Raw genomic sequence first — 26073 nt, forward strand, 5'->3', positions numbered from 1 at the left:
CGATCGCAGGGGTGTAATCCCTTTCCAGTGCTAATAGATTCTACTTCCATTTTAAGGTGTAAAAGCACTTGCTCAAATACTTGAACAAGTACTTGACTATTGAGAAAAGGTTGTCTATTATTTAGTTAAATGGTTGTTTAACTACTTGAATTGCAACAACCAACTGGAGGCGTAAGGCCATGTCAGATCATTATCAATCGATCAAGCTGACCGACACAAACTTTGAAAGCGAAGTGCTTGCTAGTTCCGTTCCGGTGTTGGTAGATTTTTGGGCTCCTTGGTGTGGGCCTTGCCGCATGCTCAGCCCCATCGTGGAAGAAGTAGCCGCAGACTTTGAGGGGCAGGCAAAGGTGGCCAAGCTCAATGTGGACGATTACGAGCAGCTTGCCACGCAATACAACATCAGTGCTATCCCTACCCTCATTCTGTTCCAAGATGGTCATGCGGTTGACCAGGTGAGTGGAGTGGTTCGCAAGCAAGTCTTGGCAGATAAGCTCAACGCTTTGTTACACCGCGATCGCACCTCTCATTCCGCTGCCTAACTTAGTTTATTTCAATGGAGTCTCAGGGAGATTTTGTTCATGAGTGCCAATGTTGATCTCCTCTCTTCGGTAAAGCTCGGTCCTTACGAACTGCCGAATCGCTTGGTGATGGCTCCTCTGACTCGGAATCGGGCGGGAGCAGGTGATGTGCCTAGAGCCTTAAATGCGACTTACTATGCTCAACGAGCTTCCGCAGGTTTGATCATCACTGAAGCCAGCCAAGTGTCACCCCAAGGCTTGGGATATCCTAGTACCCCTGGTATTTACTCACCAGAACAAGTAGCAGGCTGGCGGCTGATCACTGATGCTGTCCATGCGAAGGGAGGGCGGATCTTCTTACAACTTTGGCATGTAGGACGGATCTCCCATCCTGCTCTACAACCAGACGGCGCTTTGCCTGTGGCTCCTTCCGCGATCGCACCCACAGGGCAAGCTTCTACCTATGAAGGCATGAAACCCTTTGTCACTCCTCGCGCTCTAGAAACCCATGAAATTCCTGAGATTGTAGAGCAATACCGTCAGGGGGCGCAAAATGCTTTAGAGGCTGGGTTTGATGGAGTAGAGATTCACGCGGCCAACGGTTACCTGATCGATCAGTTTTTGCGAGATGGGACTAACCACCGCACAGATGAATATGGCGGCTCCATTGAAAACCGAGCTAGGTTTTTGTTAGAAGTTACCGCAGCCGTGGTGGGTGTGTGGGGCGGCGTTGGCGAAGCCTCCCGGAACGGGGGGCGTGTCGGAGTTCGTCTGGCTCCCAGCGGTTCCTTCAACAGCATGTCTGACTCTGATCCTGTAGCAACGTTTACCTATGCGGCTCAAGCTTTAAACCAGTTTAATTTGGCTTATCTACATATTGTGGAACCCAGAGCTGACGAAAACTTTACCGCTGACACCCCTGCCTCTCGCTTAACCACAGGCTACTTCCGCCCGATCTTCAAAGGCACACTCATTGCGGCGGGAGGCCACGATCGCGAGAGCGGAAATGCGGTGCTAGCCAACGGAGAAGCAGATTTAGTCGCTTACGGTAGGCTGTTCATTGCGAACCCGGATCTGCCAGAACGCTTTGCCATCAATGCTCCGCTCAATCCTGCCGAGCGCTCTACCTTCTATGGCGGAGATGAGCGAGGATATATCGATTATCCTGCTTTATCTCTCCAGAGCGCTTAAGCTTGCCTTGAGCGCAGTTGGTACTTTTAGGAACTTAACTTACTTCATGCGATCGCCTGCTTTCACAACGGGCGATCGCTTTTTATGTATTCCAGAATGTATTGCAGCATTCAAGCTTTAGCGAGCCGATGGAGCCAAATAAAGTTTGGGCCTTCTGGTGAACATTTGCTTTGAATTAACTGATTGGAATAGTGAAGATTTTGACCGGATAAATCGTTTCTGTAGCCCGATGCAAACCACTCTCCATAAGGATCGTTGACAAAGAAGCCGTTGGCATCATAACCGCGAACTACCATAATGTGGCCGAAGCTAGTGAAGTAACCATGAATAATACAAGGTTTCCCTTCCGCGATCGCCTTGCGAATATCGGATAGGCGAGCTTGAGTGGTGAAATCTACTTTTAAGCCATAAGCGCGACCCATCTTCGCCAAATCCAACGGTTCCCAGCGTGATAGGCGGTTGCGCTCCATGTAGCGATATAGTTCATCCTCCAACTGCCCCACACCTGTCTGCCCTTTAATCTGCAAGTAGGCCATCACCATTGCGTAGGAGGTAACATTACAAGCGCCAGTTGGGTTTAAGGCATTATCTAACTGGCTTTTGTGCGGGACATTCAGGATTTTGCGTTCTGGTAGACGGCGCGCAGGCAGGGGTAGAGAAATCCTGGGCCTTTGGGGGGTGGCTGTTGTGACTTGGTTTTGGTTGTTGATCAGTTGGGCATGAGGCGTGTAAACATGCCAGGTATTTTGTGGGGGATTGCCGAGAAAATCTTTGAGGAGTGCCACCTTGAGATGATTTTTATCGATTGCCTTCCAAGAGTGAATCTCAAATATTTTGCCTGCTTCTACTTGAACTTTGTCTGATTCAGGTAGCTTAGTAGAGTCAGCCGTTGATTTCTTAAAAGTCGTATTGCGAAGAACTTTGATTTTCATAATGTCATTGAAGATCAACTCAAGGGGATAATTACAGTTTGACGTTAGAGAGCGAGGACGGTGCCTCAGGCAGAGGTTACGTCTAAACCTCCAATCTCTAACTCCTAATGCCTAACTTCTAATGCCTAACTTCTAATGCCTAACTTCCTAATGCCTAACTTCTAATACAAGGGACTAGCTGCGGACTTCGCTAAAATGGCTATAGTTGGCTCCTAAGTTGGACAATCTTAAGAGTTTATCTCCACCAAGTACCTTAAACTTCAGCCAAGTCGCCCTTAGCTGCTGTGTTGATGCCATGACCCAACCCCCTGACGCAGATTCTCAATCCCCTCAGCCATCGGTGCCAAACACACCCCCAGAATCGGGTAAAGAAGCTTGGCAGCGGCGGATTTCAGGAGCTTGGAATCAGGCCACTACTCGCCTCAACAAACTCCTACCAGTCGATCAGGCAGGCCAACTAACCACGGGCTGGTTCAACGTCAGCGAAGCACAAGTGGCTGAGATTTTGGCGAAGGTGCGCTCAGAACTGCCTACCACGGAAGCGCTACTAATTGGCAAACCTCAATCTGGTAAAAGTTCAATCGTCCGGGGCTTGACGGGGGTGTCCGCCGAGATTGTGGGTCAAGGATTTCGGCCCCACACGCAACATACCGAGCGCTATGCTTATCCTTCCAACGATGTACCGCTGCTGATTTTTACCGATACGGTCGGGCTGGGTGATGTGAACCGAGAGACGCAGTTGGTAATTCAGGAACTCATTGGGGATCTGCAACAGCAAACCCAATGTGCCAGAGTGTTGATTCTTACGGTCAAGATTAACGATTTTGCGACCGATACGTTGCGCCAAATTGCTCAGCAGCTTCGTAAACGCTATCCCGAAATTCCTTGCTTACTCGCAGTGACTTGCTTGCATGAGTTGTATCCCTCCGGTACCGCTGATCACCCGATATATCCCCCCGCCTACGAGGAAGTGAATCGCGCTTTTACCGCTTTGCAGCAAGCTTTTGCAGACTTATGCGATCGCGCCGTATTAATCGACTTCACGCTTGAAGAAGATGACTATCATCCAGTATTTTACGGTTTGGAAGCGTTCCGCGATGCCTTAGCAGACCTACTGCCGGAAGCAGAAGCCCAAGCGATTCATCAACTCTTGGAGCAAGGGGCTGGGGAGAAAATCGGCAATCTCTACCGCGATGTCAGTCGTCGCTATCTGTTGGCCTTCTCGGTCGTTGCTGCCACCTTAGCTGCTGTCCCGCTACCCTTTGCTACGATGCCCGTCTTGACTGCTCTACAGGTATCGCTGGTTGGTTCGCTGGGTAAACTTTACGGCCAAACGCTTACCCCATCCCAGGCTGGCGGTGTGGTCAGTGCGATCGCGGGTGGTTTTGTAGCCCAAGCGATCGGACGAGAACTAGTCAAGTTTATCCCTGGCTTTGGGAGCGTGATCGCTGCATCTTGGGCAGCGGCTTACACCTGGGCGTTGGGTGAAGGAGCTTGTGTTTACTTTGGAGACTTGATGGGCGGCAAAACGCCTGATCCCCAGAAGATCCAAGCGGTCATGCAAGAAGCCTTCAAATCCGCTCAAGAGCGCTTTAAGGGAATTAAATCTTGAGTAGAGGTAGGTCTTGTATCCGCCATTAATGAGTGAGGGCAAAAATGGGTGAGGGCAAGCCCAGAACCTACCGCTACAGTCATCCTCCTCATGTCGGACAAATAATCAACCGGGTCTTGCTGCAATTTTCCGCCCCTTTAATTGTTAATTTTCTTAAAATATGAAGTAAACCTATACTCTGCTCACTTAAGCACTCGTCACCTAAAACCGTTATGTCTGTAAACTCCTATGAAAACGCCTCACCTACGCAACTGCCGCTGTCTGAAGATAAAACCCTGTCTGAAGATAAAACTGTAGGTGCGGCACAATTTTGGCAAATTAAATTGTTGTATGACGGTGAATGCCCTTTGTGCTTGCGTGAAGTTAATTTTTTGACTCAACGTGATGCAGGACGAGGTCTGGTAGCGTTTGTAGACATTGCAGCAGATGACTACGACCCAGCAGTGAATGGAGGAGTGGATTTTGAAACTGCGATGGGGCGCATTCATGCAGTGCTAGCGGATGGCACCGTGATCAAGAATGTGGAAGTGTTTCGTCGGGTTTATGAAATTCTGGGGATGGGCTGGATCTATGCCGCAACCAAGTGGCCTGTCGTTGGCCCTGTGGTCGATTGGTTGTATGACTGGTGGGCAGACTGGCGGCTTGCTCTGACGGGGCGACCCAATTTAGCAGCGATCGCGACACAACGGCAGCAGCGACTGGAATGCCAGCCTCAAGGACGCTGTCAATTGGCTAACGATGATGTTTAACTGAGGTTTACGACAGATGCATCAGGCAACTCACGTTAGTTAACTAAGCCTAAAGTAAGCCCCCATGACCCGAATTTTAATTTTGTATTCTTCTTTAGGATCAGGGCATGTTAGCGCTGCCACAGCTCTGAAGGATGCGTTTGCTCACTTTCCTGACGTGGAAGTGCTCAGTGAAGACGCCCTCACCTATGCCAGTTCTGTTTACCGCAACGCGATTACGCAGATTTATGAGCAACTGAGCGAGAAAGTGCCATTGCTCTACAAAGCCTTTTACGAAGGCAGTGATGTGGATGATCTGGAACGAGCCATTGACAGCAATCTCACTTGGGCTCGCTTAGAGCGTCCCTTCTTTCGCAAACTGGGGCGTTTTATTAAACAAGCTGATCCGGATGTTGTGGTTTGTGTGCAGCAAATTCCTAGCCGCTTGTTGCAACTGTTGGATCAAGAAGATGAAGTCTCTAAACCACAATACGTCGTTGTCACGGATACGATCGCGCATAGCACTTGGATCAACTATGGCGTCAACGGCTACTTTCTGCCCAACGATTTAAGCGCCAGTTTTTTAGTTCAGCGCGGGGTTGACCCGAAATTGCTGCATGTGACTGGGATTCCGATTCACTTAGAGAGTACGAAACCTAAGACTAAAGTGGCAGTGCGATCGCAGCATGATCTACCTCTTGACGGTGCGGTTGTTACACTTTTTGGGGGTGGCCTAAATCCCAGACGAGTCCGGACAATGGTTTCAAGTCTAGTGGAGTACTCTGGGGCGAGCATGGTGGTGTTAGTCGCAGGACGTAATGGTGATTTGTTAGAAGCGGTGGCAGATTTGGAGGATCACGATACGACTAAGCTGCGAAAGCTGGGCATGATTGATCACGTAGATGATTTGATCGTAGCCAGTGACCTGACAATTACCAAAGCGGGAGGGCTGATCACCAGTGAAATTTTGGCGCGAGGCACGCCTATGGTGATTGTTGATCCCATTCCTGGTCAAGAGGAGCAAAATGCCGATGTGATTGCAGCGGCGGGTGCAGGAGTGCAACTACGGCTTTTAGAGATGGTGACGCCAGCCGTGCAGTATTTGCTACAGCATCCCGAACGACTGGCAGAAATGCGACAAGCAGCCTTAGAAATCGGTCAACCTGGTGCTGCTTTTAACATTGCTGAATATGTCTTAGACAATTGGCAATCGGACTCGGTTCCTAAAGACCATCCCCCTAAAAACTCGAATGTAGAACCTTATGCAGAACAGCTCAACGATGCCACCTGAATCTTTTTTATGGGGAGTTGCCACCTCTGGATACCAAAGTGAAGGAGGATATAACCGCCCTGGAGAACCTCAGAATAACTGGGCCTGGGGTGAGTCGAAGGGGAGTGTGATGTCCACAGGTGGGGCTACAGAGTTTTGGACTCGCTATGAAGAAGATTTTCAACGCTGCCAAAATATTGGGCTAAACTCCTTCCGCTTGGGCTTGGAATGGGCGCGAATTCAGCCCTCTAGCGATCGCCACGCCAGTTCTCCTCCAGCCTTTGACGACAGCGCTCTAGATGCTTATGCTGACCGCATTGCCGCTTGTCGGCGGTATGGCTTAGAACCAGTCGTGACGTTGCATCATTTCACCCATCCTGCCTGGTTAGGGATAGATGCTTGGCTAAATGAGGCTACCGTTGATTGTTTTGTCGAATATGTCCGGGTGAGCGTCACCCATATCAATCGGCGCTTAGTCGATCACTATCAGTTGCCACCGATTCATTGGTATATCACGATCAATGAACCGAATATTCTAGTTTCCAATACCTATCTCAGTCGGCAGTTCCCCTCAGATGCCGCAATGGGTTCGGGTATCGTACTAGAAGCTTATAACTACATGTTGGCGGCCCATGTCCGAGCTTATAACTGTATCCATGACATTTATATGGCGGCAGGATGGATCACGCCACGAGTCACTCTCAATACCTATTGCAGCGATCTCTATTGGTCGGAAAAGGTAATTTGGGATCTCTTGGATCTGCGACAACATGATGTCAAGCCGAGAGATGTCAAAGAGTACATTCACGATAAAGCGGATCAGCTAGAAGCAGCTCTAATAGGGGCAAAGTTACCTTTTCAGCACAATCTACCTTATCAACTCGGACGACTCACTCATTGGAGCGTCAATCGCCTGGGTTATCGGCTATTTAACATTGAGAAGCTCGATCTCTTTTTACAGGAATTAGAACTTTCTCCTCGTCCTCAAGTAATTGACTATCTGGCGATCGATTACTACGACCCGTTTATTGCTCATATTTTTCGTCTGCCCGCCTTCTCAGATTTTGAGTTTAAAACCAAAGGGTTCCGAGCTTGGCTCATGAGTGGTATCACCAGCAAGTGGTGGGATTGGCGCAGCTTACCCGAAGGTCTGCATTTCTTCTGTAAATATTATTCGGAAGATTTGGGCAACCGCCCCATGATGATTGCCGAAAATGGCATGGCATTGCGACGGAGACCAGATAACAGTGTAGCCACCCATCGCACCGATCAACTTCGTCGCAGTGAATTCCTCAAAGCCCATCTCCAGCAGGTTCAACGATTGTTGAAGGAGTCTGTGCCGATGATTGGCTATATGCACTGGTCGCTGACTGACAACTATGAGTGGGGTTCCTATACTCCCCGCTTTGGTTTGTTTACTATCGACTTTGCGCATGGCAGCGATCGCCTCGAAGAAGACCACTTAGGCGATCGCCCTTCGGAAACCTATGCCCAACTCATCCAAGAAATTCAGGCTGAAATGCAGCAGGCGCGATCGCCCCGTTAAAAGTCGAATTCGCGGGAAGCTGCTTTGTATCTAGAAAAAAACGAAAGCCTTGGGAAAGTCTCCTGGGAAGGCTCAAGACAGCCTAGAATGCTTAAGGAAGCTTAGAAGAATGCATGAATGGAGACGATACGCACGTTCGCGATTCTTGCTCCTGTCCCAGAAATTCACCTACTTTCTGGACTAGAAGCGATCGCTGCTCAACTCAACTTAGATGAAGTGACTAGCCAAGGGTTGCCCAAGGTAGCTTTTGGTAGTATGGCCTTTGAAGTTTTTCGGAAAGCGGATGAACTTCGGAAAGAACGCGCGGTCGAAGTATTAATTTATGCTTCCGATGCTCAAGGCGACAAGCCATTAAATCCTGAAGTCTGGTGGCGCGCCCGCTACATTAGACATCTGCCTTCGCGCAATGGTCGTTACCCAGGCAAATCGGTGTTTCGTCCTCAATCTACTACAGGCGACAGACCAACTTGGGCGATTTATTGGGAAGTAGAAGAACTGGAGAAATTGAAGGCTCCCGTTGCGATCGCCTCTTTACAAGGTTTGGGCCAAAAAGCGAATTTTAAGTCTCGGTTTATTCCTGAAGGCCCCGTTTTGACGGAATATCCATTTGCCGCGTTTGTAGCAATTTCTCGCCAAGCTGCTGCCGATCGCAAGTAAAAGCAGGCAGTAACTTCTAGCGAAACCTCTAGCGAATGGTGGGCCTGAGCAATTTCTCGCCATTCGCTGCTGAATTTTATTTGAGTCTTAACTTTAATTAAAAATTAGCTTAGTTGTTGCGCTGTTCCTTAAAAGAGCGGTGCAGTAAGCGACAGGGCCAGAAAAAGGCTCCACCCACGCTAACAGCGGTAATGACTAAAAAAACTTGTAAAACTTCTCCCGCTGATTCAGGGGACTCTGTTGGCTTATCTTCTGTGCCTTTTAAGAGTTCTGGAACCAATTGGGAGAGCTGGTTGGCAGTACTAATTCCTTCGATCGCGGCTCCGATCAAATACGCTACTAAGGCGATGCCGAACCAGGAATGCATAAATATGTTCGGATGAAATCCGAAAGTTGGCAGAATGGTGAACGATGCGGCTGTAGTAGAGGTAATGGTAGCTTTATCGAACACAGAGCCGACTTTCAGCGGTATCGCGAATCAAAGGTAATTTTTCTTGAATATAAGTATTAAGGCAGTGCGCTGCTTGAGCATCAATGGGTTGCTCGGCTGTAAACTGCTTAAGAAGTAGTTGTGCTAAAGCAGAGTCGTCGAACTGGAGTAGAGTGCTGACCTGGGTCGTGTCTACTAAAGTCCAGAGTTGACGCATCATTTTGGGAGTAATCATGTTTCCTCCACCCTTTAAGCTTTTCTTTATAATTACCATGATTTCTGATTTCGCGTTGACTTTCTGTTTCAGATGTCACAAATCAACATAGCCCGCTCTGTTTTTCTCATAAACTGTCTAACGGGTTAATCTCAGCGATCGCGCTCTCAATCTGATGGGGTGCCTTTTCGTGCCACCATATAAAGTCTGAGAAAGGAACGGCGGATGAAATACAACTGGATGAGCCTGCTGCGCTGGATGCTAATCGGAGGTTTGATTGTTTTAGCGATCGCGTTTCTCAACCAAGTGGGAATTGAGCGGATTCGGCAGCAGGTTGATCAGTTCGGGATTTGGGCACCTGCGATCGTATTTGCGCTCCGCTTTACCAGCATTATCCTGCCCGTGCTACCGGGAACGGCCTACGCCATTTTGGCAGGTGGACTGTTTGGATTTGCTGAAGGGCTGCTGATTGTGGCCTTGGCAGATTTGGCTTCCTGTACCTTCAACTTTTACATTGCCCGTCGCTATGGCCGCAGCTTGGTGGAGCGCTTTGTCGGTCAGCAATTTATGGAGAAAGTCGATCGCTTGGCTCAACGCCATTTAGAACGTAACTTTTTCCTGATGACAGGTTTTCTCATGACTGGGTTGTTTGATTTTGCCGCTTATGGGGTTGGCTTGACTCAAGTGCGCTGGCACAGTTACTTGCTGGCTTTAGTGGTCAGTATTCTCGTCGCTAAACCCCTTTGGGTGGCAGCAGGTGCAGGCATCTTCGAAGATAGTCAGTTACTTTTAGGCTTTGCTCTCCTGGCGGCCTTTGGCATTGGTATTGTGACAGCAGTGGTGCAGCGACAACCCGATTCATCCAATTCCTAGTCCTGTACCAGTTTGTAGGGCGTTTGTGGAGCTAGGCCATCGCGATCGCAATGATAGGATAGAGGCCGTGACGTTATCCTGTTATGCACCGAACGTTTATCCCTAGCACTGCTGCCCCCGCAGTTCAATCTGGCCCTGCTTGGTGGTTTGCGTTTCTGGGTAATAAATTGTTGGTTCAGGTCAATGGTAGTAGTCACACGATCCCCAATCTCACTGGCTTGACAGCGATCGGCTTAGTGCCTGTACGAACCCAGTTTCTTGGCACGCTAGATGGTCAACCCTGCTACTCCGCAGAACTGCCTCCTGAGTCAGCAATTCCAGACAATATGGCTGTCCGAGGGCTCCGTGAGCTATATGGTGCTTTAGACGAAGATTTATATGGGGTGAGCAGTCGGGCCATCCAGATCATGGAATGGGATCGAACCCACCAGTATTGTGGTTGCTGTGGTACTCCAACCACTCAAACTTCCACAGAGCGGGCTAAGCGTTGCCCTCAATGTGGTTTGACGAGTTATCCGCGTCTCTCTCCCGCTGTGATCGTCTTGATCTCGCGTGGTGAGGAAGTATTACTGGCGCGGGCTCCTCGCTTTCCTCCGGGGATGTATAGCGTGCTAGCTGGCTTTGTAGAACCGGGAGAATCCCTAGAAGAGACAGTGGCGCGAGAAGTGCGGGAAGAAGTAGGCATCGAGATCAAAGATATCCGTTATTTTGGCTCTCAGCCTTGGCCCTTCCCCAACTCCTTGATGATTGGCTTCACGGCTACTTATGCTAATGGCGAGATCGTTGTGCAACTAGAAGAACTAACAGACGCAGCTTGGTTTCATAAACACAACTTGCCTAAAGTGCCACCCAAACCCAGCATTGCCCGCAAACTGCTCGACTGGTTTATCTCAACTCCCTAAACTATTCTTCCCACTCATCATAATCAGGATATTGGGGTGGGGCTTCTCCGTGACGCTCCAGAATTGCCCCATAATCGGTTCCAGGGTCATCAGACTGAATTTTTTCTAACTGCACCTCAAATTCCCACCAGTCACCAAAATCAAAAACATAAGTCATTGAGGCACCTTCAGCTAGGGGAAGATCCCCAATTCGTACCTCATCCGTTGCAGGAGAGCTTTCCGCATAGGGATGAGAAACTTCTATCGTGCGCCCTAGAGGGTTTTTATAGATGAACATATCCAAGTGATCGGAGTCGAACTCGACTGATTCGAGAATGAGGCTGCTTAAATCCGCTAGAGTCATTTGGCCAGAAATGCCAATGCGTCGCCACATTTTATCGAGGGATACCTTAAAGAGATGTAGCCCCGAACGAAATTCCAGCTTGGGCGCTGCTAAAGTGTTTTGCCATTCAGGAAAGTAAGGTTGAAAATCAGGCTGCAATTCACCAAACGGAATGCTTGGATCGGTTTCTGACTCCCACACCATGCCATGCGCCATAAAAGCCTGAACGACCACTTTCATCAAGGCATTTCCTAGAGGCGATCGCTTAATTTTCTTAACTCGCCAACCTTTGCCAGCCTCTGGCTTGCCCGATTCTACTTCCAAGATGCCAAACATTTTGAAGAGCGCAAGATTATGGAGGTCGGGATAATAGATTAACCTTTGCTGCTCACTATAACTATTAAATCGCTTGCCTTGGCTAGGAATATCAGGCCAAAATCTCACACATTTTGTCCCCTCATTTAGATGAGATCTTCTCTCTCCCAGCATCTCTGCATGACCTCGGATCAACCAAGCTTCCAGTAACGTAAAGTACTGCTCAGTCGGATTTAGGTTCTGCCAAGATTGCAGTAGCGTCGGCTCAAGCATGAGAAATCGTTTTTTGCCCTTGCCTGCCACCTGCCCCAAACCCGTCGCGCGGAGCAGCAGGTAAAGGCCATGAATGGATGAGTAAGACTTCTGTACAGGACGCTTGAGGTCTAGTTGAACGGGTTCACTCAGACGCTGATTCAGCTCTGCCAACGACTTCTGAGGTAATAGATGCTGAGTCCCGCTGATCGCAATGCCTGCTTCTCCTACAAAATCAAGTAGGGTCTGAAAATCTCGGAGGATCGTTCCAGGTTCAGTGTCACTAATCTGCTGTTGGTTTAACAGCGCTACAGTTTCAGCCGAGAGGGGAGGTAGTTCCTCTGCTACCTGCTGCCACATGCTGTTTTGAAGTTCCTGTAGAAAACTCGCTGGAGATTCTGGCTCAAGTCCAGAGGTCGAGTTTTGGGCGATCGCATCTCCTTCTTCACTACCAGAAAACTCACCTCCTAAAGCACCTAGCAGCTCCTGCAATTCTGCGGGGACTGGTGCAGATGAGCCTACCAGCATTGCACCTAAGTTACTCATTAGCATGCCTAAACCAGGGGGCACCCCAGGGGGCACAGGAGCGCTAGCGGAAGTTTCTTGAAGTTGCTGATTGTATTGCTCTTGAAAGGCTTTGAGTCCTGCTTCAGTCGTCATATCGAAGCCTGCTGCCATCCCAGCGGAGACAAAAGATTTCGCCATCCCAAACCGATTGGGATCGTTCATGATGTCTTTGTACTTAGGCTGAGTTTTCTCTAGAAACTTGATGATTTGGGTCGCATGGCGGTGTTTATAGGCCCGCTTGAGAAATTGCCAAAAGGCGAGTAGTTCAGGAATGGTGGTGTCTGCTTCGTCTGGGTGCGGCAAAGTTATCTTTTGTGGAAATAGCCCAGTCACAACTGCTTCCACATCCTGCTTGGTCATGCGCGGCAGGGTAACGGAGCGATAGGCATAGCCAAAGTAAAGCAGCTGATTGATCCAACTGCCAACATACTCTGACATCTCTGGATGAGCACTCAGATAGGCTTTACCTTCAGGAGATTCAATGAATTCTTCGGCTAGATCTGCAACAAACTCTTCCAAGGCCGCGATCGCCTCGTCATAATCTTGAATGGCATCAATGCGGTTGAGATCAATCGTCATGGCAGCACCGTTCCTGATCGCTACTTAAATTATGCGGGTTGAATCAATATATGACTTAGGCCACTGTAGCTGCGCCTAGTTGAAGAGCATAGAGATTGGCGTAAACTCCTTGTTGAGCGATTAGTTCGGCATGGGTGCCAGATTCTACAATTTGTCCTTGCTGAATCACTAGCACCTGATCGGCTTGGGTGACGGTGCTAAGGCGGTGAGCGATCACGAAGCTGGTGCGGCCTTGGAGGAGACGGGCGATCGCATCTTGCACCAGAGCCTCAGTACGGGTGTCGATGCTGCTGGTGGCTTCATCGAGGATCAAAATTCGGGGATTAATCAAGACGGCGCGAGCGATGCTGACTAGTTGCCGTTGACCTTGACTGAGAGGTGCTCCGCGTTCTCCTAGTTGAGTTGAGTATCCCTGGGGTAGGGAGGTGACAAATTCATGGACATTCGCGAGTTGAGCAGCCGCTTCAATATCCGCTTGAGTCGCGTGCGGAGAACCAAAAGCGATGTTTTCTGCTACAGTGCCGCTAAAAAGGATATTGTCTTGCAAAACAATGCCAATCTGCCGACGCAGACTAGCTTGGGTCACACTGCGGATATCAATGTCATCAATTTTGACTGCTCCACCCGTCACATCATAGAAGCGTAGGATCAAGTTGATAATTGTGCTCTTCCCCGCTCCTGTTGGCCCTACTAAAGCAATCATCTGACCTGGCTTGGCGCGGAGGTTGACTTCCTTTAGCACTAATTGATTAGGGCTATAGCCAAAGGAGACATTCTCAAAAGTAACTTCTCCTTGAATTGATGGCATTTCTGTAGCGTCAGGAGCATCATGGAGTTGAGAGGGTTCATCGAGTAGCAAAAAGATCCGCTCTAAACCCGCCAGAGCTGATTGGGCTTGAGTATAGAACTGGCTGAGAATCTGGATAGGGCGAAAGAATTGCTGCACATACAACAAGAAAGCAGTCACTACCCCCACTGTCGCAGCTCCAGTCACCGCCAGATAACCGCCATAGGCTAGTACCGCAGCGGTTGCCAATGTATTGAGAAAATCAATCGAGGGGAGAAACGCAGCCGTGATGGCGACCGCCTGGACGTTAGCATCTCGGTTAGCCGCGTTCACTAAGTCAAACTCGGCAATATTAAGCTCTACCCGGTTGAAAGCTTGCGCTTCTCGGACGCTGGTGATGCCTTCTTCTAGCTTGGCCGAGAGGTCGCCGATAGTCTGACGGGTGACGCGAAACCTGGCTCTAGCCCAACCCGCAAAGAAACTGGTGGTAAAGATCATCAGAGGCACTGCCAAATTGCTCAACAGCGCCAGCTTAAAGTTGATTAAAAACATGGCAATGATGATGCCGAACAAGCTGAATGTGTTGCCTAGCATTTGAGCGATCGTTTGTCCAAAGGCTTGATTCACCGTGTTGACATCATTCAGCAAACGGCTCATCAAGTCACCCGCTTCACTGCGATCGAAAAAGCTAACCGGGAGACTTTGGATTTTGGTGAAAATGTCCTGCCGCAGTTGTCCCAACAATCGCTGCATGATCCAACCCACGCGCAAAATCTGGCCACGAATTGCCTGAATGCCAAGGATATAGATTAACGCTAGCAACGCCAACATCAACAGCAATCCGGGTAGGTTTCCTTGGGTGATCAGGTTGTCGATTGACCAACCAATCAGGAAAGGGCCTATAGACTGAGTTGCAGCACCGAGCGCCACTAAAAGGAGAGCGATCGGAACTTCTTTTTTATAAGGTCGGAGATATTGCAAAAAGCGCTGCAATGTCGAAAGCTGACGGCTCGCTTGCTGCTCTCCTGCCACAACTGGCCCTGCACCTCTCATACTTTCTCCTTTTGTTTTACCTGCGACTCTAAGATGGCTCCATACAGCGGACTACTACGCATCAACTCCTCATGAGTTCCTTGAGCGACTAGGTTCCCTTTATCCATGAGCAGAATCCGATCGGCGTTCTGAACCGTACTAATGCGTTGGGCGATCACAAAAGTTGTACAGGCTTTTTGGCGCATCAAGTTGTCGAGTTCTGCTTGAATTTGTGCCGCAGTTTTGGCATCGACGGCAGAGGTGCTGTCATCCAAAATGAGAATTTTGTAGTCGGTGAGGAGGGTTCGCGCGATCGCGATGCGTTGTTTTTGCCCTCCCGACAAGCCCACGCCTCGTTCTCCCACAATGGTTTCATAACCATCGGGCAAGCTGGTGATAAAGTCATGCATTTGAGCTGTTTTTGCGACCTCAATCACTTCTTCTAGAGTCGCGTCTGGTTTAGCATACGCAATGTTTTTGTAGAGAGTGCCAGAAAACAAGGTAGTTTCCTGAAAGACAATGCCGATATGCGATCGCAGGCTCTCCAGGGTGAAATCTCGCACGTCTCGGCCATCAATCCGGATCGAGCCAGAGGTGACATCATAAAAGCGAGGTAGCAGGTTCATGATCGTGCTTTTGCCAGAACCCGTCATGCCCAAAATAGCGATCAGTTCTTTCGGTTTGGTTTCAAAGGAAACGCCTTTTAGGGCTTCGGTTGTAGCTCCGGGATAACGGAAGAAAACATGCTCGAAGGTGATTCTGCCCACGCAACTGTCAAACAACATGGCATGGGGGCGATCGCGGATCTCAATTTTGGCATCCACCACCTCATAGACTCGTTCGGCTGAGGCAGCAGCTTGAGCGATCGCGGGGGCAGCAAAACCAATTAACAAAATGGGTTGCAGAATTAGGAGCAAGTAGGAGTTAAACGCGACCAGTTCGCCGATCGAGAAGCGCCCGCCAATTACGGCTGCACCTCCGTAACCCACCACTACAACGGTGACTAAATTACTCAGCAAAAAGATAAAAGGGAACGTGTCATGAATGGCGCGAATGGTCTTCATGTTAGTCTTGACCAAAACATCATTCAGCATTGTGTAGCGGGCCGTTTCGGTGGACTCGCGCACAAACGCTTTTACCACTCGCACTCCAAACAGGTTCTCTTGCAACACCGCGTTCAAGTCGCCCAACTGCTGTTGTACCTGCCCAAATAAACTACTCGTTTTGCTGAGAAATTGGGCCATCAGCCATCCTGCCATTGGCACCACAGTTAGCGTAATCAGTGCCAGTCGCCAATTCATTAGCAGCAAAATCACAGCGACGCTTACCAATGTCACGATCGCACTAATGACCTGCATCAAGCTTGTGCTTAAAAACGTGCGAATTTGCTCGATATCGCTAGTGACACGGGTTAGCAGTTGTGAGGTTTGCGATTGGTCGTGGTAGCTAAAACTGAGGTTTTGAATTTTACTAAAAATGTTGTTTCGGAGATCGTAGGCCACGCCTTGGGACGCTGCCTCTGCCCAAAAGCTTTGACCAAAGTTAAACAAACCTCTGGCGATCGCGGCTGCCACCATCCACCCTGCACTATAGAGAACCACTTGCAAGTTTTTCTGGGCAATCCCGGCGTCAATGCCCCAGCGAAACAGTTGAGGCGTCACAGCGTAGGCAGCGGTTAAAAGTAAGGTGCTGAGCAACGCTCCGATTGCCGTCCAACGGTAAGCGCTTAAACTGCCCAGGACTCGCTGGAGTGGGTGTGTGGGTGAAGTTTCTCGCAGGTTTGGTGACTGAACCAAGGAAATTCCCTCTGCTATACGTGGCAATTGTATGTGGCAATCTTCTGCTGATTTAGCCTAATCCTGAATCACCATTCGATGGATTTTCTACCAGTTCTTTCCCAAATCTCAGCTAAGGCGATCGCTCTTTTATCGCTAGAATCGTCTAGTTGAGAAACTAGCGTATCAGCAGGAAGAAGGCAAACCACTAACCTAAAGCTAGCCTAGAGATCAAGAGCCAGAAAAACGGAGGGAGTGAAGATGCAGGATATACCGTTTACGTTCTTTATTGTCTTTGGCTTCGTCTGGGTGGTCATGGGCATTGCAGCGGTCGTTGCCATTCTCAAGGCCGATGGTCAAGAAATCCGCTTTGGTAAACAAGGTCTGCTTGTTGCCATTCCCATCCTCATTCCCATTGTTTTCACTCTGCTTTATCAAGTGTTCAGGTCGCTGAGCTTGGGGCACCACGCCTAAGTGTAACGAGTCTGACACACTCGCCAATCTGGCCTGAACTGGGATGTCTATACTGGAAGCACTCCCAAAGCACCTCAAAAGCACTCCCAAAACTGCCGAGTGGCCGTTGCCTTTACGCCTGTCTCTAGCTCCTTTCCAGCAAGCCCCCGCCCGCGATGCGGACACAAAATTATGGATGACTTACTTAAAGAATTTGAAGACCTCTTAGATCAAGGATTTGAGGGTCTATTAGAGATTGTCAGAACGCTGGAAGGCAGAGCGGAACCAGAAGAGTTTCAGGCAGAAGTACGGCGCAACACTTCCAAGACTGACAAGGCGGAGAGCGGCAGGACAACCACAGCAGAGCACCCAAGCTCCACGGTTGCGGGTGGTAGCCGCACCCAGGCTAAACCGACTCCACCTCGTCCATCCTCAACAGCAGATGAGGTGATTATCACGCCTCCTCCAGCGGATAGCGTCGCAACTGTCTCTCTCGCAGGCGTAGGCGGACTGTCTGAGGTGATTAGAGAGCTACGAGAATTAGTTGAACTGCCACTAAAACGTCCCGATTTATTAACCTCCTTGGGTCTAGAACCACCTAAGGGAGTGCTACTGGCGGGGCCTCCGGGTACAGGTAAAACGCTGACAGCGCGGGCTTTAGCTCAAGAACTAGGAGTCAACTACATCGCCATTGTGGGTCCAGAGGTGATGGGCAAGTACTATGGAGAAGCCGAGGCAAGGCTACGCAGCATTTTCATGAAAGCGTCGCGGTCAGCTCCTTGCATTGTCTTTATTGACGAGATTGACAGCCTCGCCCCCGATCGCGCCAAGGTAGAAGGAGAGGTAGAAAAGCGAGTAGTTGCCCAACTGCTGAGCTTGATGGATGGCTTTGCCAAGACCAAAGGCGTGATTGTCCTAGCTGCCACCAATCGGCCCGATCATCTTGATCCCGCACTACGCCGCCCTGGACGTTTTGACCGAGAAGTGCAGTTTCGTGTGCCCAATCGAGTGGGACGGTTAGAGATTCTCAAGATCTTGACGCAGACCATGCCTCTAGAACGTTCTGTAGATTTGGCAGCGATCGCAGATCTCTCCGTCGGAATGGTAGGGGCAGACCTGAAAGCGTTGTGCCAAAAGGCTGCTTATACGGCTCTGCGGCGTCATGTGCCTGCTTTGGATGGTCCTATCTCTGCTAACTTGACCGTATCCCAAGCCGATTTTCTCCAAGCGATTAAGGAGATCAAGCCTGCCGTGTTGCGATCGGTAGAAGTAGAATCGCCTAACGTCTCCTGGGATGCGATCGGTGGATTAGACAGCCTCAAGCAGACCCTACAGGAATCCGTTGAGGGAGCGCTGCTATATCCTGAACTCTACCAGCGCACTAAAGCCAAAGCACCACGGGGCATCCTACTCTGGGGGCCTCCAGGGACAGGCAAAACCATGCTCGCCAAAGCAGTCGCCTCTCAAGCCCGCGCCAACTTTATCGCTGTCAACGGCCCAGAACTCTTAAGCAAGTGGGTCGGTGCTTCCGAGCAAGCAGTCCGGGAGCTGTTCACCAAAGCCCGTCAAGCCGCTCCTTGTGTGGTCTTTATTGATGAGCTCGATACACTAGCCCCAGCAAGGGGAAGTTTTGGAGATTCAGGCGTGAGCGATCGCGTCGTCGGCCAATTACTCACCGAACTAGATGGTTTGCACGAATGCCCCAACGTTCTCCTGATCGGAGCCACCAATCGCCCAGAAGCCCTCGATCCTGCCTTATTGCGATCGGGCCGCTTGGACTTGCAACTGAAAGTTGATTTACCGGATCAAGCTAGCCGCTTAGCCATTTTGCAAGTTCATAACAGCGATCGCCCTCTGGCCGCAGTTGATCTACCTCACTGGGCTGCTCAAACGGAGGGTTGGAATGGTGCTGACCTGACTTTGTTGAGCAACCAAGCCGCTCTAGAAGCCATTCGTCGCTACCGCAAACAAGGACTGAATGATCCCAGCAGCATTCAAATCACCACTGAGGATTTCACAGCAGCATATCAACGCCTCTGTGAACAACGACACGTGTAGGGGCGTAGCATTTGGCAGTGGATCTGTACAAAAACAGTTTGTGTCAATTCCAAATGCTACGCCCTCAAATGCCTGCGTGGGGTAAATTGCAAAATATTTTGCACTGGGCAAAGCATTCAGACCAAAATTTGGAACTAATGTCTTACACTAATTGCTGAATGCTTTGCCCCTACAGTACTGTCAGGGTTAGGGTCATGTTATTTTCAAAATGGAGTTTTCGATTTTAGATGTAGCGTTTTACCCGATCGCGGGTGCTGGAAACGTAGCTTTCTGGCATGCAGATGTAATCGATGCGTATCTACGTCACATCCATATAAGCGATCGCCCAATATCGGTATCCCCAATCCTTGAGCATCCGCCGCATGCACCCTCAGTTGATGAGTCCGTCCTGTCACCGGAAAGAACTCCAGACGGGTAGATTCTCCTTCTCTCGACATGACACGAAAACGAGTGATACTAGGCTTGCCCTGCTGCCAATCTACTTTTTGCGAAGGGCGATCGCTGGGATCTCCCCATAAGGGTAGTTCAATCATCCCCTGCTTTCTAGTAACCACACCTGCCACAACTGCCTCATAAACCTTCTGTACTTGCCGCGCTTGAAACTGTTGGCTCAGTTGCCGATGTGTTTCGCGATCGCGAGCCAGAACTAAGATGCCCGAAGTTTCCTGATCCAAACGATGAACGGGAAAAAGAGAAGCACCATCAGGCAGGAGATACCGTAAGCGACTGAGAATGCTGTCTTGGCGATCGCGATACCGTCCGGGCACAGAGAGCAGCCCTGTGGGTTTGTTGACGACAATTAGCCACTGATCCTCGTAAAGGGTTGTTAAACTCTCTGCACTTGGCCCCCCCGACCCCCCAATGCTGGGGGGAGCAGACCAATAAATTCCCCCCAGTATTGGGGGGCTAGGGGGGCAAGACCCCGAAAGGAGAAATCCCATTAATGGTTGACATCGCTCTGCACAAGCAGCATAAAATTCTCCCTGAACTTTATCTCCGCTAGGTGACGCTGGTCCCCACCAGAATTCTGCCATCGCTAAGGGTTTGAGACCATGCGTAGCAGCATAGTGGAGCAATTTAGGCGCACAACAATCGCCCGTTCCCATTGGAGCGGAGTTCCCCAACACTAACTGTTCCAAAGAGAGAGACTGCCCAGCAAAATTGGTTAAATAATAAGCCTGTTGCATTTGGTTTTGTAGCTGATGCGACAAGGCTTTGCGCCGTTTTTTGAGTTCTCCTATCTTGAGGTCTTCTGCTGATATTATTTGTTGCAGCGATCGCAACTCAGTATCTCTTTCTTGTTTCAATTGCCGTCTTTCCATCCCATCCTGACGACTAGCTACATCCAGTTGTTGTAGCGCGATCGCCAATTCTTCTCCAGCCAATCTCTCTGAGAAGATCTGACGTTTCTTTTGTCGTTGTTTTTTGCGCTCTTGATGGCGATCGCTGATCTCCCGGAAGCGTTGCTCCCACTCCTGACATAACTGTTGGTACTGCTTCCGTTCTGGCAACTCCTGGAGCGTGATGATCTCCTGTTTCCAGGCATCCAATTCTGCCACGATCTGAGCTTCTACCAACGCTACTTGATCTCGCCCAGGAATTGGAGGCACCCACCCTTCACCTTGGCTTTGAGCGTTCAGTAGACCGGAAAAAGCTTTCAGAACTCTCTGTTCTCCGGATGGTAGCTCTACTAGCAACACCCCATACATTTTTCCTTCATGTGAGTAGGCGGCATCCTTGGCTAACCGTTGCATTAGACCTTGGGCGATCGCTTCTGCCAAAGAGGTACGAGGTAATCTCAGCCAAGCACCCGTTTGAGGGCAATATCCTTCATACCAGTAAACAGGAGTGACATTGCTGATTTCAATATTTTTATCAACAAAAGTTGAAAGTTTATGTAGATCCGCCATATCTAGTGATAAATCTACTGCCTCCTGGGAAGGTTTTTCTGTTTGCATTGACAACTCTAAAGTGTGACGCGATCCAGAGGAAACTAGCTTTATAAACTCGTTTCAAACTCTAAGTTTAGCAATTAGAGGACGATGATCAGAAACGCTGGGAGGTGCTGTGGTTATCTGCTCAACTCGGATGTGAGGCCTGACAAGGATATGGTCGAGAGGAATCTTGATGAACTGGAAAAATTTGTGGGTTGAAGGAGTTGCTTTGGCAGAGGTTGCATAATACCAGGTGGGATGCAAACCATGCCCTACAGCCGCATTCCGTAGCCGCGATCGCTGAGTAAAATCATGCAAATAGAATGACCATGCCGTTGTATTGAAATCCCCCATGACAATCAGCGGTGTTTTCTGTTGTTTTGTATATGCTGCTAAGGTTCGCAGCACTTGATTGCGGCGATTAAAGTAGTTTTGAATCTAATCCAGGTGGGAAGTCTATTTAAACTCCGCTCTTGTCCTTGACTGAAAACAAGACCAAGCAAGGGAATTCCGCACTCTAGCTTTAGTACAACCTGACAACTATTTGTAACCCAACCAGTTTTGCATGGCTATCCTATCAATGGTTCCTCAGGATTTGATTTCGTGTATTGCGAGTGATGCAGGAATCTAACGAGGTTATCAATATGGCAATATCCTGTTTGTGATCTGTTTCAGTGTACTGATTAGGATCGCGATTCACGAGAGCTTCAGCGATCGCGACCCCTCCCGCCACTACTTCAAAACGAACTTTAAAGACAAAGTCGCCCGTCCAACTACGATACAGATAGAGCCAGGGAGATTCATAGAAAACAAACCATTTCTCCTCCATTACCTCTGGAATCACCCCAGCAATGAGCTTATTGAACTCATCTTGAGAGTAAAACTTTTCGACTGAAATGGATGCCAACTTAGAAGGTATAGGTTGGATTTCCCAATCGTCCCGTTGAGCAATTCTCATTGTCTTAATTTGGTTCTGTGTGGCCAATATCCTAGCTCAATCACTCAGAAATTCTTCTGCTCATTCACAGTTCAAGCCAATAGCGATCGCAGACTGGAAGAGTTTTTGCTAGAACAGAGTAGCAGGCTCATTTTTAGGTTCCATGACTGCCACAAGCATCAACCCCTACTTGGCTGGCAACTTTGCCCCTATCCGTACCGAGATCACAGTTGAAGACCTCCCGGTGATCGGGGAACTTCCGGCTGATCTCAACGGTATGTTTGTTCGCAACGGCCCCAACCCACAATTTCCGCCCCTCGGTCGCTACCATTGGTTCGATGGAGATGGCATGTTGCATGGGGTGCGAATTAAAAACGGCAAAGCCAGCTACCGCAACCGCTACGTCCGCACAATGGGATATGAAGCCGAGCAAGCAGCAGGGAAAGCTTTGTGGGGCGGTATGTTGGAACCAACGCCTCCCAATAACCCCTACGGACCCAGTAAAAATGTTGCCAATACTGCCCTAGTTTGGCATCGCGATCGCCTACTTGCCACTTGGGAAGGAGGTGCGCCCCACGCCGTCACAGTGCCTGAGCTAGATACCATCGGTTCTGAAACTTACCAAGGTAAACTTACCTCCGCCTTCACCGCTCACCCCAAAGTAGACCCTGTGACAGGTGAGATGCTGTTCTTTGGCTACTCCCTCCTCCAGCCTCCCTACTTGCAGTACAGCATTGTTTCTCCCCAAGGCGAATTAGTTCGCACTGTTCCCATTGATCTCCCCGTAGGCGTGATGATGCACGACTTTGCCATCACCGAGCACTACACGATCTTTCTCGATTTACCGATGGAGTTTCGGCTAGAGCGGATGCAACAGGGGCAACCTCCTTTAGTGTTTCGGCGCGATCGCCCCAGTCGCTTTGGCATCTTGCCCCGCCACGGAGACAACAGTTCTATTCGTTGGTTTGAAGCTCCCAGTTGCTATATTTTCCATACCCTCAACGCTTATGAGTCAGGTGATGAGGTAGTTTTGCTAGCTTGTCGGATGAGCGAGTTAGATGTCCTTGGTGCTGCCGATTCACCTCTACATGACGAGAACGACCTCTCTCATGATTCTGGAGCCCCTTTTCTATACCGTTGGCGCTTCAACCTCAAAACAGGTGAGGTTCATGAAGAGAGACTCAGCGATCGCCCTGGCGAATTTCCTCGAATTAATGAGCAATATACAGGTCGCCCGAACCGCTATGGCTATCTGGCTAAGAGCGCTCCCGGTTCCATGCCCCGCTTCGATGGCTTCATTAAATATGATTTCACCACTGGATCTACCCAAGTTCATGAATTTGGGGCAGAACGTTATGGTGGCGAGGGCGTTTTTGCACCACGGCCCCAAGCAGCGGCTGAGGATGACGGTTGGCTAGTGACTTATGTACATGACCAGACTACAGACACTTCCGAACTGGTAATCATTAATGCTCAGGATCTAACCACCAAACCTGTTGCCCGTATTTCACTCCCCCAGAGAGTGCCCTACGGATTTCATGGCATTTGGGTTGCCTAAACTCATATCCGCTGTCCAAAACTAGCTTGAATTAGCACTCAACCCATTCATAGTTAGGTTGAATACACTTGTTGTCCCAATAAGCAATTGCTGAGAAATCTGTTGATTGTAGTTAGGGCGATCGTAGCCAGGGGGATAAGAATGACATTAACTTCAGCTAACACCTACAATGAAGTGTTAGAAAGATCACTTCAACAAAAGTCGATTTAACAAGTAGGACTTAATGCCAAAAGCACCCTCTTTGCCATCTACTTTAATCGTGGCTGGTTTCCACGCCCTCTCCGATCCGCTCCGCCTCCGGGTTCTGGATTTGATCAGAAATCAAGAACTTTGCGTCTGTGATTTGTGCGAAGCCTTAGAAGTCAGCCAGTCCAAGCTCTCCTTTCATTTGAAGGCACTCAAAGAGGCACAACTGGTACAAGCAAGGCAAGAGGGACGGTGGATTTACTACAGCCTCAATCTGCCTCAGTTCGTGATTCTAGAGCAATACCTCGCAGAATTTCGCCGCTTCAGCCCTATTTTGCCTGGTCGCATGTGTCAAAACGACTCCTAGATGACCAGCTTGGCTCATCAATTTTTTAGCAAGTCGTTTCTAGAATTCTCTTCACAGTTTTGCTGCTTGACATATCAATTTTTCTTGAAATAATGGATGTAGTTTCAATATAGGCCGTACATGCGGGCAGCGAAAACTTTATCCAAACCAAGGCAATGGAGAGCAGAGCAGTTCAGGTTTATTGCTTGTCAGCGAGAGGCGATCGCGGAAGCAGTAGGAACGTTCATCTTGGTGTTTGCGGGCACCGGAGCCGTTATGGTGAACCAGCTCAGCAATGGTGCTGTGACTCACCTAGGGATTAGTTTTGTCTTTGGGGCTGTTGTCGCTGCCTTGATCTATACGTTGGGACATATCAGTGGAGCCCACTTCAACCCAGCCGTCACGCTAGCTTTTTGGGCCAGTGGTTTCTTCCCTGGCCAGCATGTACTGACTTACATCTTGGCTCAGTCCCTCGGTGCCATAATTGCTTCTGCAACCCTTTTAGTCTCTCTGGGGCCAGTCGCTAACTTAGGGGCAACGCTACCCCTGAACGATAATTGGCTACAGTCATTCGTGCTGGAGACGATTCTGACCTTTATTCTCATGTTTGTGATCTTAGGCTCGGGTCTCGATCGCCGTGCTCCCATTGGGTTTGCGGGAGTGGCCATTGGGCTGACGGTAGGACTAGAAGCCGCCTTCATGGGGCCAATTACGGGAGCTAGCATGAACCCTGTGCGATCGCTTGGCCCTGCTTTCGTGGGTGGCATTTGGCAGCACCATTGGTTGTACTGGATGGCTCCCATTCTCGGCGCACAATTGGCTGTCTTAATTTATCGCCAGTTGTCTAACAATTTTCAAGACATCATTCGAGATATTACCTAGTGCTTCACTCCATTAGATTTGTGGTGTTGGGCGGGCTTCTATAAGGCGTCGCCCGCCCAACACCAACCAGCAAAATTAATGCGGTGAACTCCTGAAAACATTATTGAATTGGAGCAAATTGCGATGAAACGTGTGATGTTTGTGTGCAAAAAGAACTCTGCCCGCTCCCAAATGGCTGAGGGTTTTGCGAAAACCTTGGGGCAGGGAGTCATAGAAGTGACAAGTTCCGGGCTAGAAGCCAGCCAGGTACGACCAGAGGCGATCGCAACCATGAAGGAGATCGGGATTGATATTAGCGATCAAACTTCTGATGCTCTGAGCGACTTCAATCCAAATAATTTTGATGTGGTGATCTCCCTCTGCGGTTGTGGTGTCAACTTACCTCCTGAATGGGTGACACGGGAAGTATTTGATGACTGGCAGCTAGATGACCCCGCCGAGCAACCCGAAATCTTCCCTAGAGTTCGAGATGAAATTAAGGAACGGGTGACTCGCTTGGTGACATCGTTGCAAGGAGTAGCAGTATGAACTCATTTGACCATCCGCCTAGAATCTTGTTCTTATATGGTTCCTTGCGCGATCGCTCCTATAGCCGCTTGTTGTCAGAAGAAGCGGCCCGGATCATTCAAGAATTTGGGGCTGAGGTAAAATTCTTCGATCCGCGGGAACTCCCGATTTACGGTAGCGTGCCAGACACCCATCCCAAAGTGCAGGAATTGCGAGAGCTGAGCCTATGGTCGGAAGGACAAGTCTGGTCTAGCCCTGAGATGCATGGCCAGATTACGGGCATCATGAAAAACCAAATTGACTGGATTCCCCTTAGCATTGGAGCCGTTCGCCCTACCCAAGGGAGAACTCTGGCAGTGATGCAGGTGAGCGGCGGTTCCCAGTCCTTTAATGCCGTCAACACCATGCGGCTGCTCGGTCGCTGGATGCGGATGTTCACAATTCCGAATCAATCTTCGGTTGCTAAAGCCTACCAGGAATTTAACGAAGATGGCACGATGAAAGATTCTCCCTACCGCGATCGCGTAGTGGATGTGATGGAAGAACTCTATAAGTTCACGCTGTTGTTGCGAGATCAGGTAGATTATCTCACCGATCGCTACAGTGAGCGGAAAGAAAAGGCTGCCAAGCAAGTGGCTGAGGTTGCAAACCAAGCCTTAGAAGCCAGTCGGTAGGATGAGTGCCTGAGGGTAATCATTACGATTTCT

At 49.5% G+C, this 26073-nt stretch carries 25 protein-coding genes; 16 read left to right on the plus strand and 9 right to left on the minus strand.

The features are described 5' to 3' along the window. The first annotated feature begins 179 nt into the window (after positions 1 to 179). Entirely contained in the window at positions 180 to 542 is a 363-nt protein-coding gene (trxA, locus tag KME12_05925) for a thioredoxin (protein MBW4487311.1), read from the plus strand. 39 nt (positions 543 to 581) lie between these two features. Continuing rightward, complete coding sequence (locus tag KME12_05930) at positions 582 to 1712, plus strand: alkene reductase (protein ID MBW4487312.1); 1131 nt, start codon at positions 582 to 584, stop codon at positions 1710 to 1712. A gap of 110 nt (positions 1713 to 1822) precedes the next feature. Here KME12_05930 and KME12_05935 read toward each other — a convergent pair whose 3' ends face one another. Beyond that, the gene (locus KME12_05935; protein ID MBW4487313.1) at positions 1823 to 2644 is read right to left on the minus strand and encodes a C39 family peptidase; all 822 of its coding nucleotides are present in this window, start codon (positions 2642 to 2644) and stop codon (positions 1823 to 1825) included. Positions 2645 to 2939: 295 nt separating this feature from the next. On the opposite strand from KME12_05935, the gene KME12_05940 reads away from it, so the two are divergent. From KME12_05940 to KME12_05960, 5 genes are all read left to right on the plus strand, one after another. Beyond that, positions 2940 to 4256, plus strand: a complete 1317-nt coding sequence (locus KME12_05940; GenBank protein ID MBW4487314.1) for a 50S ribosome-binding GTPase — start codon at positions 2940 to 2942, stop codon at positions 4254 to 4256. A gap of 212 nt (positions 4257 to 4468) precedes the next feature. Then, the gene (locus KME12_05945) at positions 4469 to 5005 is read left to right on the plus strand and encodes a DUF393 domain-containing protein (protein MBW4487315.1); all 537 of its coding nucleotides are present in this window, start codon (positions 4469 to 4471) and stop codon (positions 5003 to 5005) included. 64 nt (positions 5006 to 5069) lie between these two features. After that, a complete protein-coding gene (locus KME12_05950) occupies positions 5070 to 6275 on the plus strand; it encodes a UDP-N-acetylglucosamine--LPS N-acetylglucosamine transferase (GenBank protein ID MBW4487316.1) in 1206 nt (401 codons plus the stop codon). Then, a complete protein-coding gene (locus KME12_05955) occupies positions 6265 to 7800 on the plus strand; it encodes a family 1 glycosylhydrolase (protein ID MBW4487317.1) in 1536 nt (511 codons plus the stop codon). The genes KME12_05950 and KME12_05955 overlap by 11 nt, the downstream gene beginning before the upstream one ends. Before the next feature lie 117 nt (positions 7801 to 7917). After that, positions 7918 to 8457 carry a hypothetical protein gene (locus KME12_05960; protein ID MBW4487318.1) on the plus strand — a complete coding sequence of 180 codons (540 nt, stop codon included), beginning with the start codon at positions 7918 to 7920 and terminating at the stop codon, positions 8455 to 8457. A 109-nt stretch (positions 8458 to 8566) separates the two neighbouring features. Here KME12_05960 and KME12_05965 read toward each other — a convergent pair whose 3' ends face one another. Both KME12_05965 and KME12_05970 read right to left on the minus strand, forming a co-directional pair. After that, entirely contained in the window at positions 8567 to 8824 is a 258-nt protein-coding gene (locus tag KME12_05965; GenBank protein MBW4487319.1) for a hypothetical protein, read from the minus strand. A 73-nt stretch (positions 8825 to 8897) separates the two neighbouring features. After that, positions 8898 to 9122 carry a hypothetical protein gene (locus KME12_05970; GenBank protein ID MBW4487320.1) on the minus strand — a complete coding sequence of 75 codons (225 nt, stop codon included), beginning with the start codon at positions 9120 to 9122 and terminating at the stop codon, positions 8898 to 8900. Positions 9123 to 9326: 204 nt separating this feature from the next. Here KME12_05970 and KME12_05975 point away from each other — a divergent pair, with 204 nt between their 5' ends. Both KME12_05975 and nudC read left to right on the plus strand, forming a co-directional pair. Next, positions 9327 to 9974, plus strand: coding sequence for a VTT domain-containing protein (locus KME12_05975; GenBank protein MBW4487321.1), 648 nt, complete (start codon positions 9327 to 9329; stop codon positions 9972 to 9974). A gap of 83 nt (positions 9975 to 10057) precedes the next feature. Beyond that, positions 10058 to 10876 (plus strand): NAD(+) diphosphatase, encoded by an 819-nt coding sequence (gene nudC, locus KME12_05980; protein ID MBW4487322.1) that lies wholly within the window; start codon positions 10058 to 10060, stop codon positions 10874 to 10876. Between the two features lies 1 nt (position 10877). Here the strand turns inward: nudC and KME12_05985 are convergent, their stop codons facing one another. Genes KME12_05985 through KME12_05995 form a run of 3 tightly spaced genes read right to left on the minus strand, consistent with a single transcriptional unit; the run spans position 10878 to position 16508 of the window. Then, positions 10878 to 12911 (minus strand): plasmid pRiA4b ORF-3 family protein, encoded by a 2034-nt coding sequence (locus KME12_05985; protein ID MBW4487323.1) that lies wholly within the window; start codon positions 12909 to 12911, stop codon positions 10878 to 10880. 55 nt (positions 12912 to 12966) lie between these two features. Beyond that, on the minus strand, positions 12967 to 14751 hold the full coding sequence (locus tag KME12_05990; GenBank protein MBW4487324.1) for an ABC transporter ATP-binding protein/permease: 1785 nt from the start codon (positions 14749 to 14751) through the stop codon (positions 12967 to 12969). Further along, a complete protein-coding gene (locus KME12_05995) occupies positions 14748 to 16508 on the minus strand; it encodes an ABC transporter ATP-binding protein/permease (GenBank protein MBW4487325.1) in 1761 nt (586 codons plus the stop codon). Before KME12_05995 ends, KME12_05990 begins: the two co-directional genes overlap by 4 nt. Positions 16509 to 16766: 258 nt before the next feature. Between KME12_05995 and KME12_06000 the strand changes: the two genes are divergently transcribed. Both KME12_06000 and KME12_06005 read left to right on the plus strand, forming a co-directional pair. Further along, positions 16767 to 16979: a hypothetical protein gene (locus KME12_06000; protein MBW4487326.1), complete on the plus strand. Its 213-nt coding sequence runs from the start codon at positions 16767 to 16769 to the stop codon at positions 16977 to 16979. 171 nt (positions 16980 to 17150) lie between these two features. After that, positions 17151 to 19016 (plus strand): AAA family ATPase, encoded by a 1866-nt coding sequence (locus KME12_06005; protein ID MBW4487327.1) that lies wholly within the window; start codon positions 17151 to 17153, stop codon positions 19014 to 19016. A 203-nt stretch (positions 19017 to 19219) separates the two neighbouring features. Here the strand turns inward: KME12_06005 and KME12_06010 are convergent, their stop codons facing one another. The 3 genes from KME12_06010 to KME12_06020 form a co-directional block, all read right to left on the minus strand. Continuing rightward, positions 19220 to 20926 (minus strand): RluA family pseudouridine synthase, encoded by a 1707-nt coding sequence (locus KME12_06010; protein MBW4487328.1) that lies wholly within the window; start codon positions 20924 to 20926, stop codon positions 19220 to 19222. Between the two features lie 102 nt (positions 20927 to 21028). Further along, the gene (locus KME12_06015) at positions 21029 to 21358 is read right to left on the minus strand and encodes an endonuclease/exonuclease/phosphatase family protein (protein MBW4487329.1); all 330 of its coding nucleotides are present in this window, start codon (positions 21356 to 21358) and stop codon (positions 21029 to 21031) included. Between the two features lie 169 nt (positions 21359 to 21527). Next, complete coding sequence (locus KME12_06020) at positions 21528 to 21908, minus strand: hypothetical protein (GenBank protein MBW4487330.1); 381 nt, start codon at positions 21906 to 21908, stop codon at positions 21528 to 21530. A gap of 142 nt (positions 21909 to 22050) precedes the next feature. On the opposite strand from KME12_06020, the gene KME12_06025 reads away from it, so the two are divergent. The 5 genes from KME12_06025 to arsH all read left to right on the plus strand — a co-directional run bounded on the left by KME12_06025 (position 22051) and on the right by arsH (position 26040). Then, complete coding sequence (locus tag KME12_06025) at positions 22051 to 23445, plus strand: carotenoid oxygenase family protein (GenBank protein ID MBW4487331.1); 1395 nt, start codon at positions 22051 to 22053, stop codon at positions 23443 to 23445. A gap of 223 nt (positions 23446 to 23668) precedes the next feature. Further along, the gene (locus tag KME12_06030; GenBank protein MBW4487332.1) at positions 23669 to 23998 is read left to right on the plus strand and encodes a metalloregulator ArsR/SmtB family transcription factor; all 330 of its coding nucleotides are present in this window, start codon (positions 23669 to 23671) and stop codon (positions 23996 to 23998) included. Between the two features lie 120 nt (positions 23999 to 24118). Then, positions 24119 to 24859 carry an aquaporin gene (locus tag KME12_06035; GenBank protein ID MBW4487333.1) on the plus strand — a complete coding sequence of 247 codons (741 nt, stop codon included), beginning with the start codon at positions 24119 to 24121 and terminating at the stop codon, positions 24857 to 24859. Between the two features lie 123 nt (positions 24860 to 24982). Continuing rightward, positions 24983 to 25387 (plus strand): arsenate reductase, glutathione/glutaredoxin type, encoded by a 405-nt coding sequence (gene arsC / locus KME12_06040; protein MBW4487334.1) that lies wholly within the window; start codon positions 24983 to 24985, stop codon positions 25385 to 25387. Then, entirely contained in the window at positions 25384 to 26040 is a 657-nt protein-coding gene (gene arsH, locus KME12_06045) for an arsenical resistance protein ArsH (GenBank protein ID MBW4487335.1), read from the plus strand. Before arsC ends, arsH begins: the two co-directional genes overlap by 4 nt. Positions 26041 to 26073: the final 33 nt, after the last annotated feature.

Origin of the sequence: Trichocoleus desertorum ATA4-8-CV12 (assembly GCA_019358975.1) — a bacterium.
Taxonomy (GTDB): domain Bacteria; phylum Cyanobacteriota; class Cyanobacteriia; order FACHB-46; family FACHB-46; genus Trichocoleus; species Trichocoleus desertorum_A.

Coding starts and splice junctions, on each gene's coding strand:
- KME12_06020 (MBW4487330.1), bottom strand. CDS start 21,908: ATGAGAATTGCTCAACGGGACGATTGGGAAATCCAACCTATACCTTCT.
- KME12_05975 (MBW4487321.1), top strand. CDS start 9,327: ATGAAATACAACTGGATGAGCCTGCTGCGCTGGATGCTAATCGGAGGT.
- KME12_06025 (MBW4487331.1), top strand. CDS start 22,051: ATGACTGCCACAAGCATCAACCCCTACTTGGCTGGCAACTTTGCCCCT.
- KME12_06010 (MBW4487328.1), bottom strand. CDS start 20,926: ATGGCGGATCTACATAAACTTTCAACTTTTGTTGATAAAAATATTGAA.
- KME12_05930 (MBW4487312.1), top strand. CDS start 582: ATGAGTGCCAATGTTGATCTCCTCTCTTCGGTAAAGCTCGGTCCTTAC.
- KME12_05985 (MBW4487323.1), bottom strand. CDS start 12,911: ATGACGATTGATCTCAACCGCATTGATGCCATTCAAGATTATGACGAG.
- KME12_06030 (MBW4487332.1), top strand. CDS start 23,669: ATGCCAAAAGCACCCTCTTTGCCATCTACTTTAATCGTGGCTGGTTTC.
- KME12_05960 (MBW4487318.1), top strand. CDS start 7,918: ATGGAGACGATACGCACGTTCGCGATTCTTGCTCCTGTCCCAGAAATT.
- nudC (MBW4487322.1), top strand. CDS start 10,058: ATGCACCGAACGTTTATCCCTAGCACTGCTGCCCCCGCAGTTCAATCT.
- arsC (MBW4487334.1), top strand. CDS start 24,983: ATGAAACGTGTGATGTTTGTGTGCAAAAAGAACTCTGCCCGCTCCCAA.
- KME12_06035 (MBW4487333.1), top strand. CDS start 24,119: ATGCGGGCAGCGAAAACTTTATCCAAACCAAGGCAATGGAGAGCAGAG.
- KME12_05950 (MBW4487316.1), top strand. CDS start 5,070: ATGACCCGAATTTTAATTTTGTATTCTTCTTTAGGATCAGGGCATGTT.
- KME12_05970 (MBW4487320.1), bottom strand. CDS start 9,122: ATGATTACTCCCAAAATGATGCGTCAACTCTGGACTTTAGTAGACACG.
- KME12_05945 (MBW4487315.1), top strand. CDS start 4,469: ATGTCTGTAAACTCCTATGAAAACGCCTCACCTACGCAACTGCCGCTG.
- KME12_06005 (MBW4487327.1), top strand. CDS start 17,151: ATGGATGACTTACTTAAAGAATTTGAAGACCTCTTAGATCAAGGATTT.
- KME12_06000 (MBW4487326.1), top strand. CDS start 16,767: ATGCAGGATATACCGTTTACGTTCTTTATTGTCTTTGGCTTCGTCTGG.
- KME12_05935 (MBW4487313.1), bottom strand. CDS start 2,644: ATGAAAATCAAAGTTCTTCGCAATACGACTTTTAAGAAATCAACGGCT.
- trxA (MBW4487311.1), top strand. CDS start 180: ATGTCAGATCATTATCAATCGATCAAGCTGACCGACACAAACTTTGAA.
- KME12_05955 (MBW4487317.1), top strand. CDS start 6,265: ATGCCACCTGAATCTTTTTTATGGGGAGTTGCCACCTCTGGATACCAA.
- KME12_05990 (MBW4487324.1), bottom strand. CDS start 14,751: ATGAGAGGTGCAGGGCCAGTTGTGGCAGGAGAGCAGCAAGCGAGCCGT.
- arsH (MBW4487335.1), top strand. CDS start 25,384: ATGAACTCATTTGACCATCCGCCTAGAATCTTGTTCTTATATGGTTCC.
- KME12_05940 (MBW4487314.1), top strand. CDS start 2,940: ATGACCCAACCCCCTGACGCAGATTCTCAATCCCCTCAGCCATCGGTG.
- KME12_05965 (MBW4487319.1), bottom strand. CDS start 8,824: ATGCATTCCTGGTTCGGCATCGCCTTAGTAGCGTATTTGATCGGAGCC.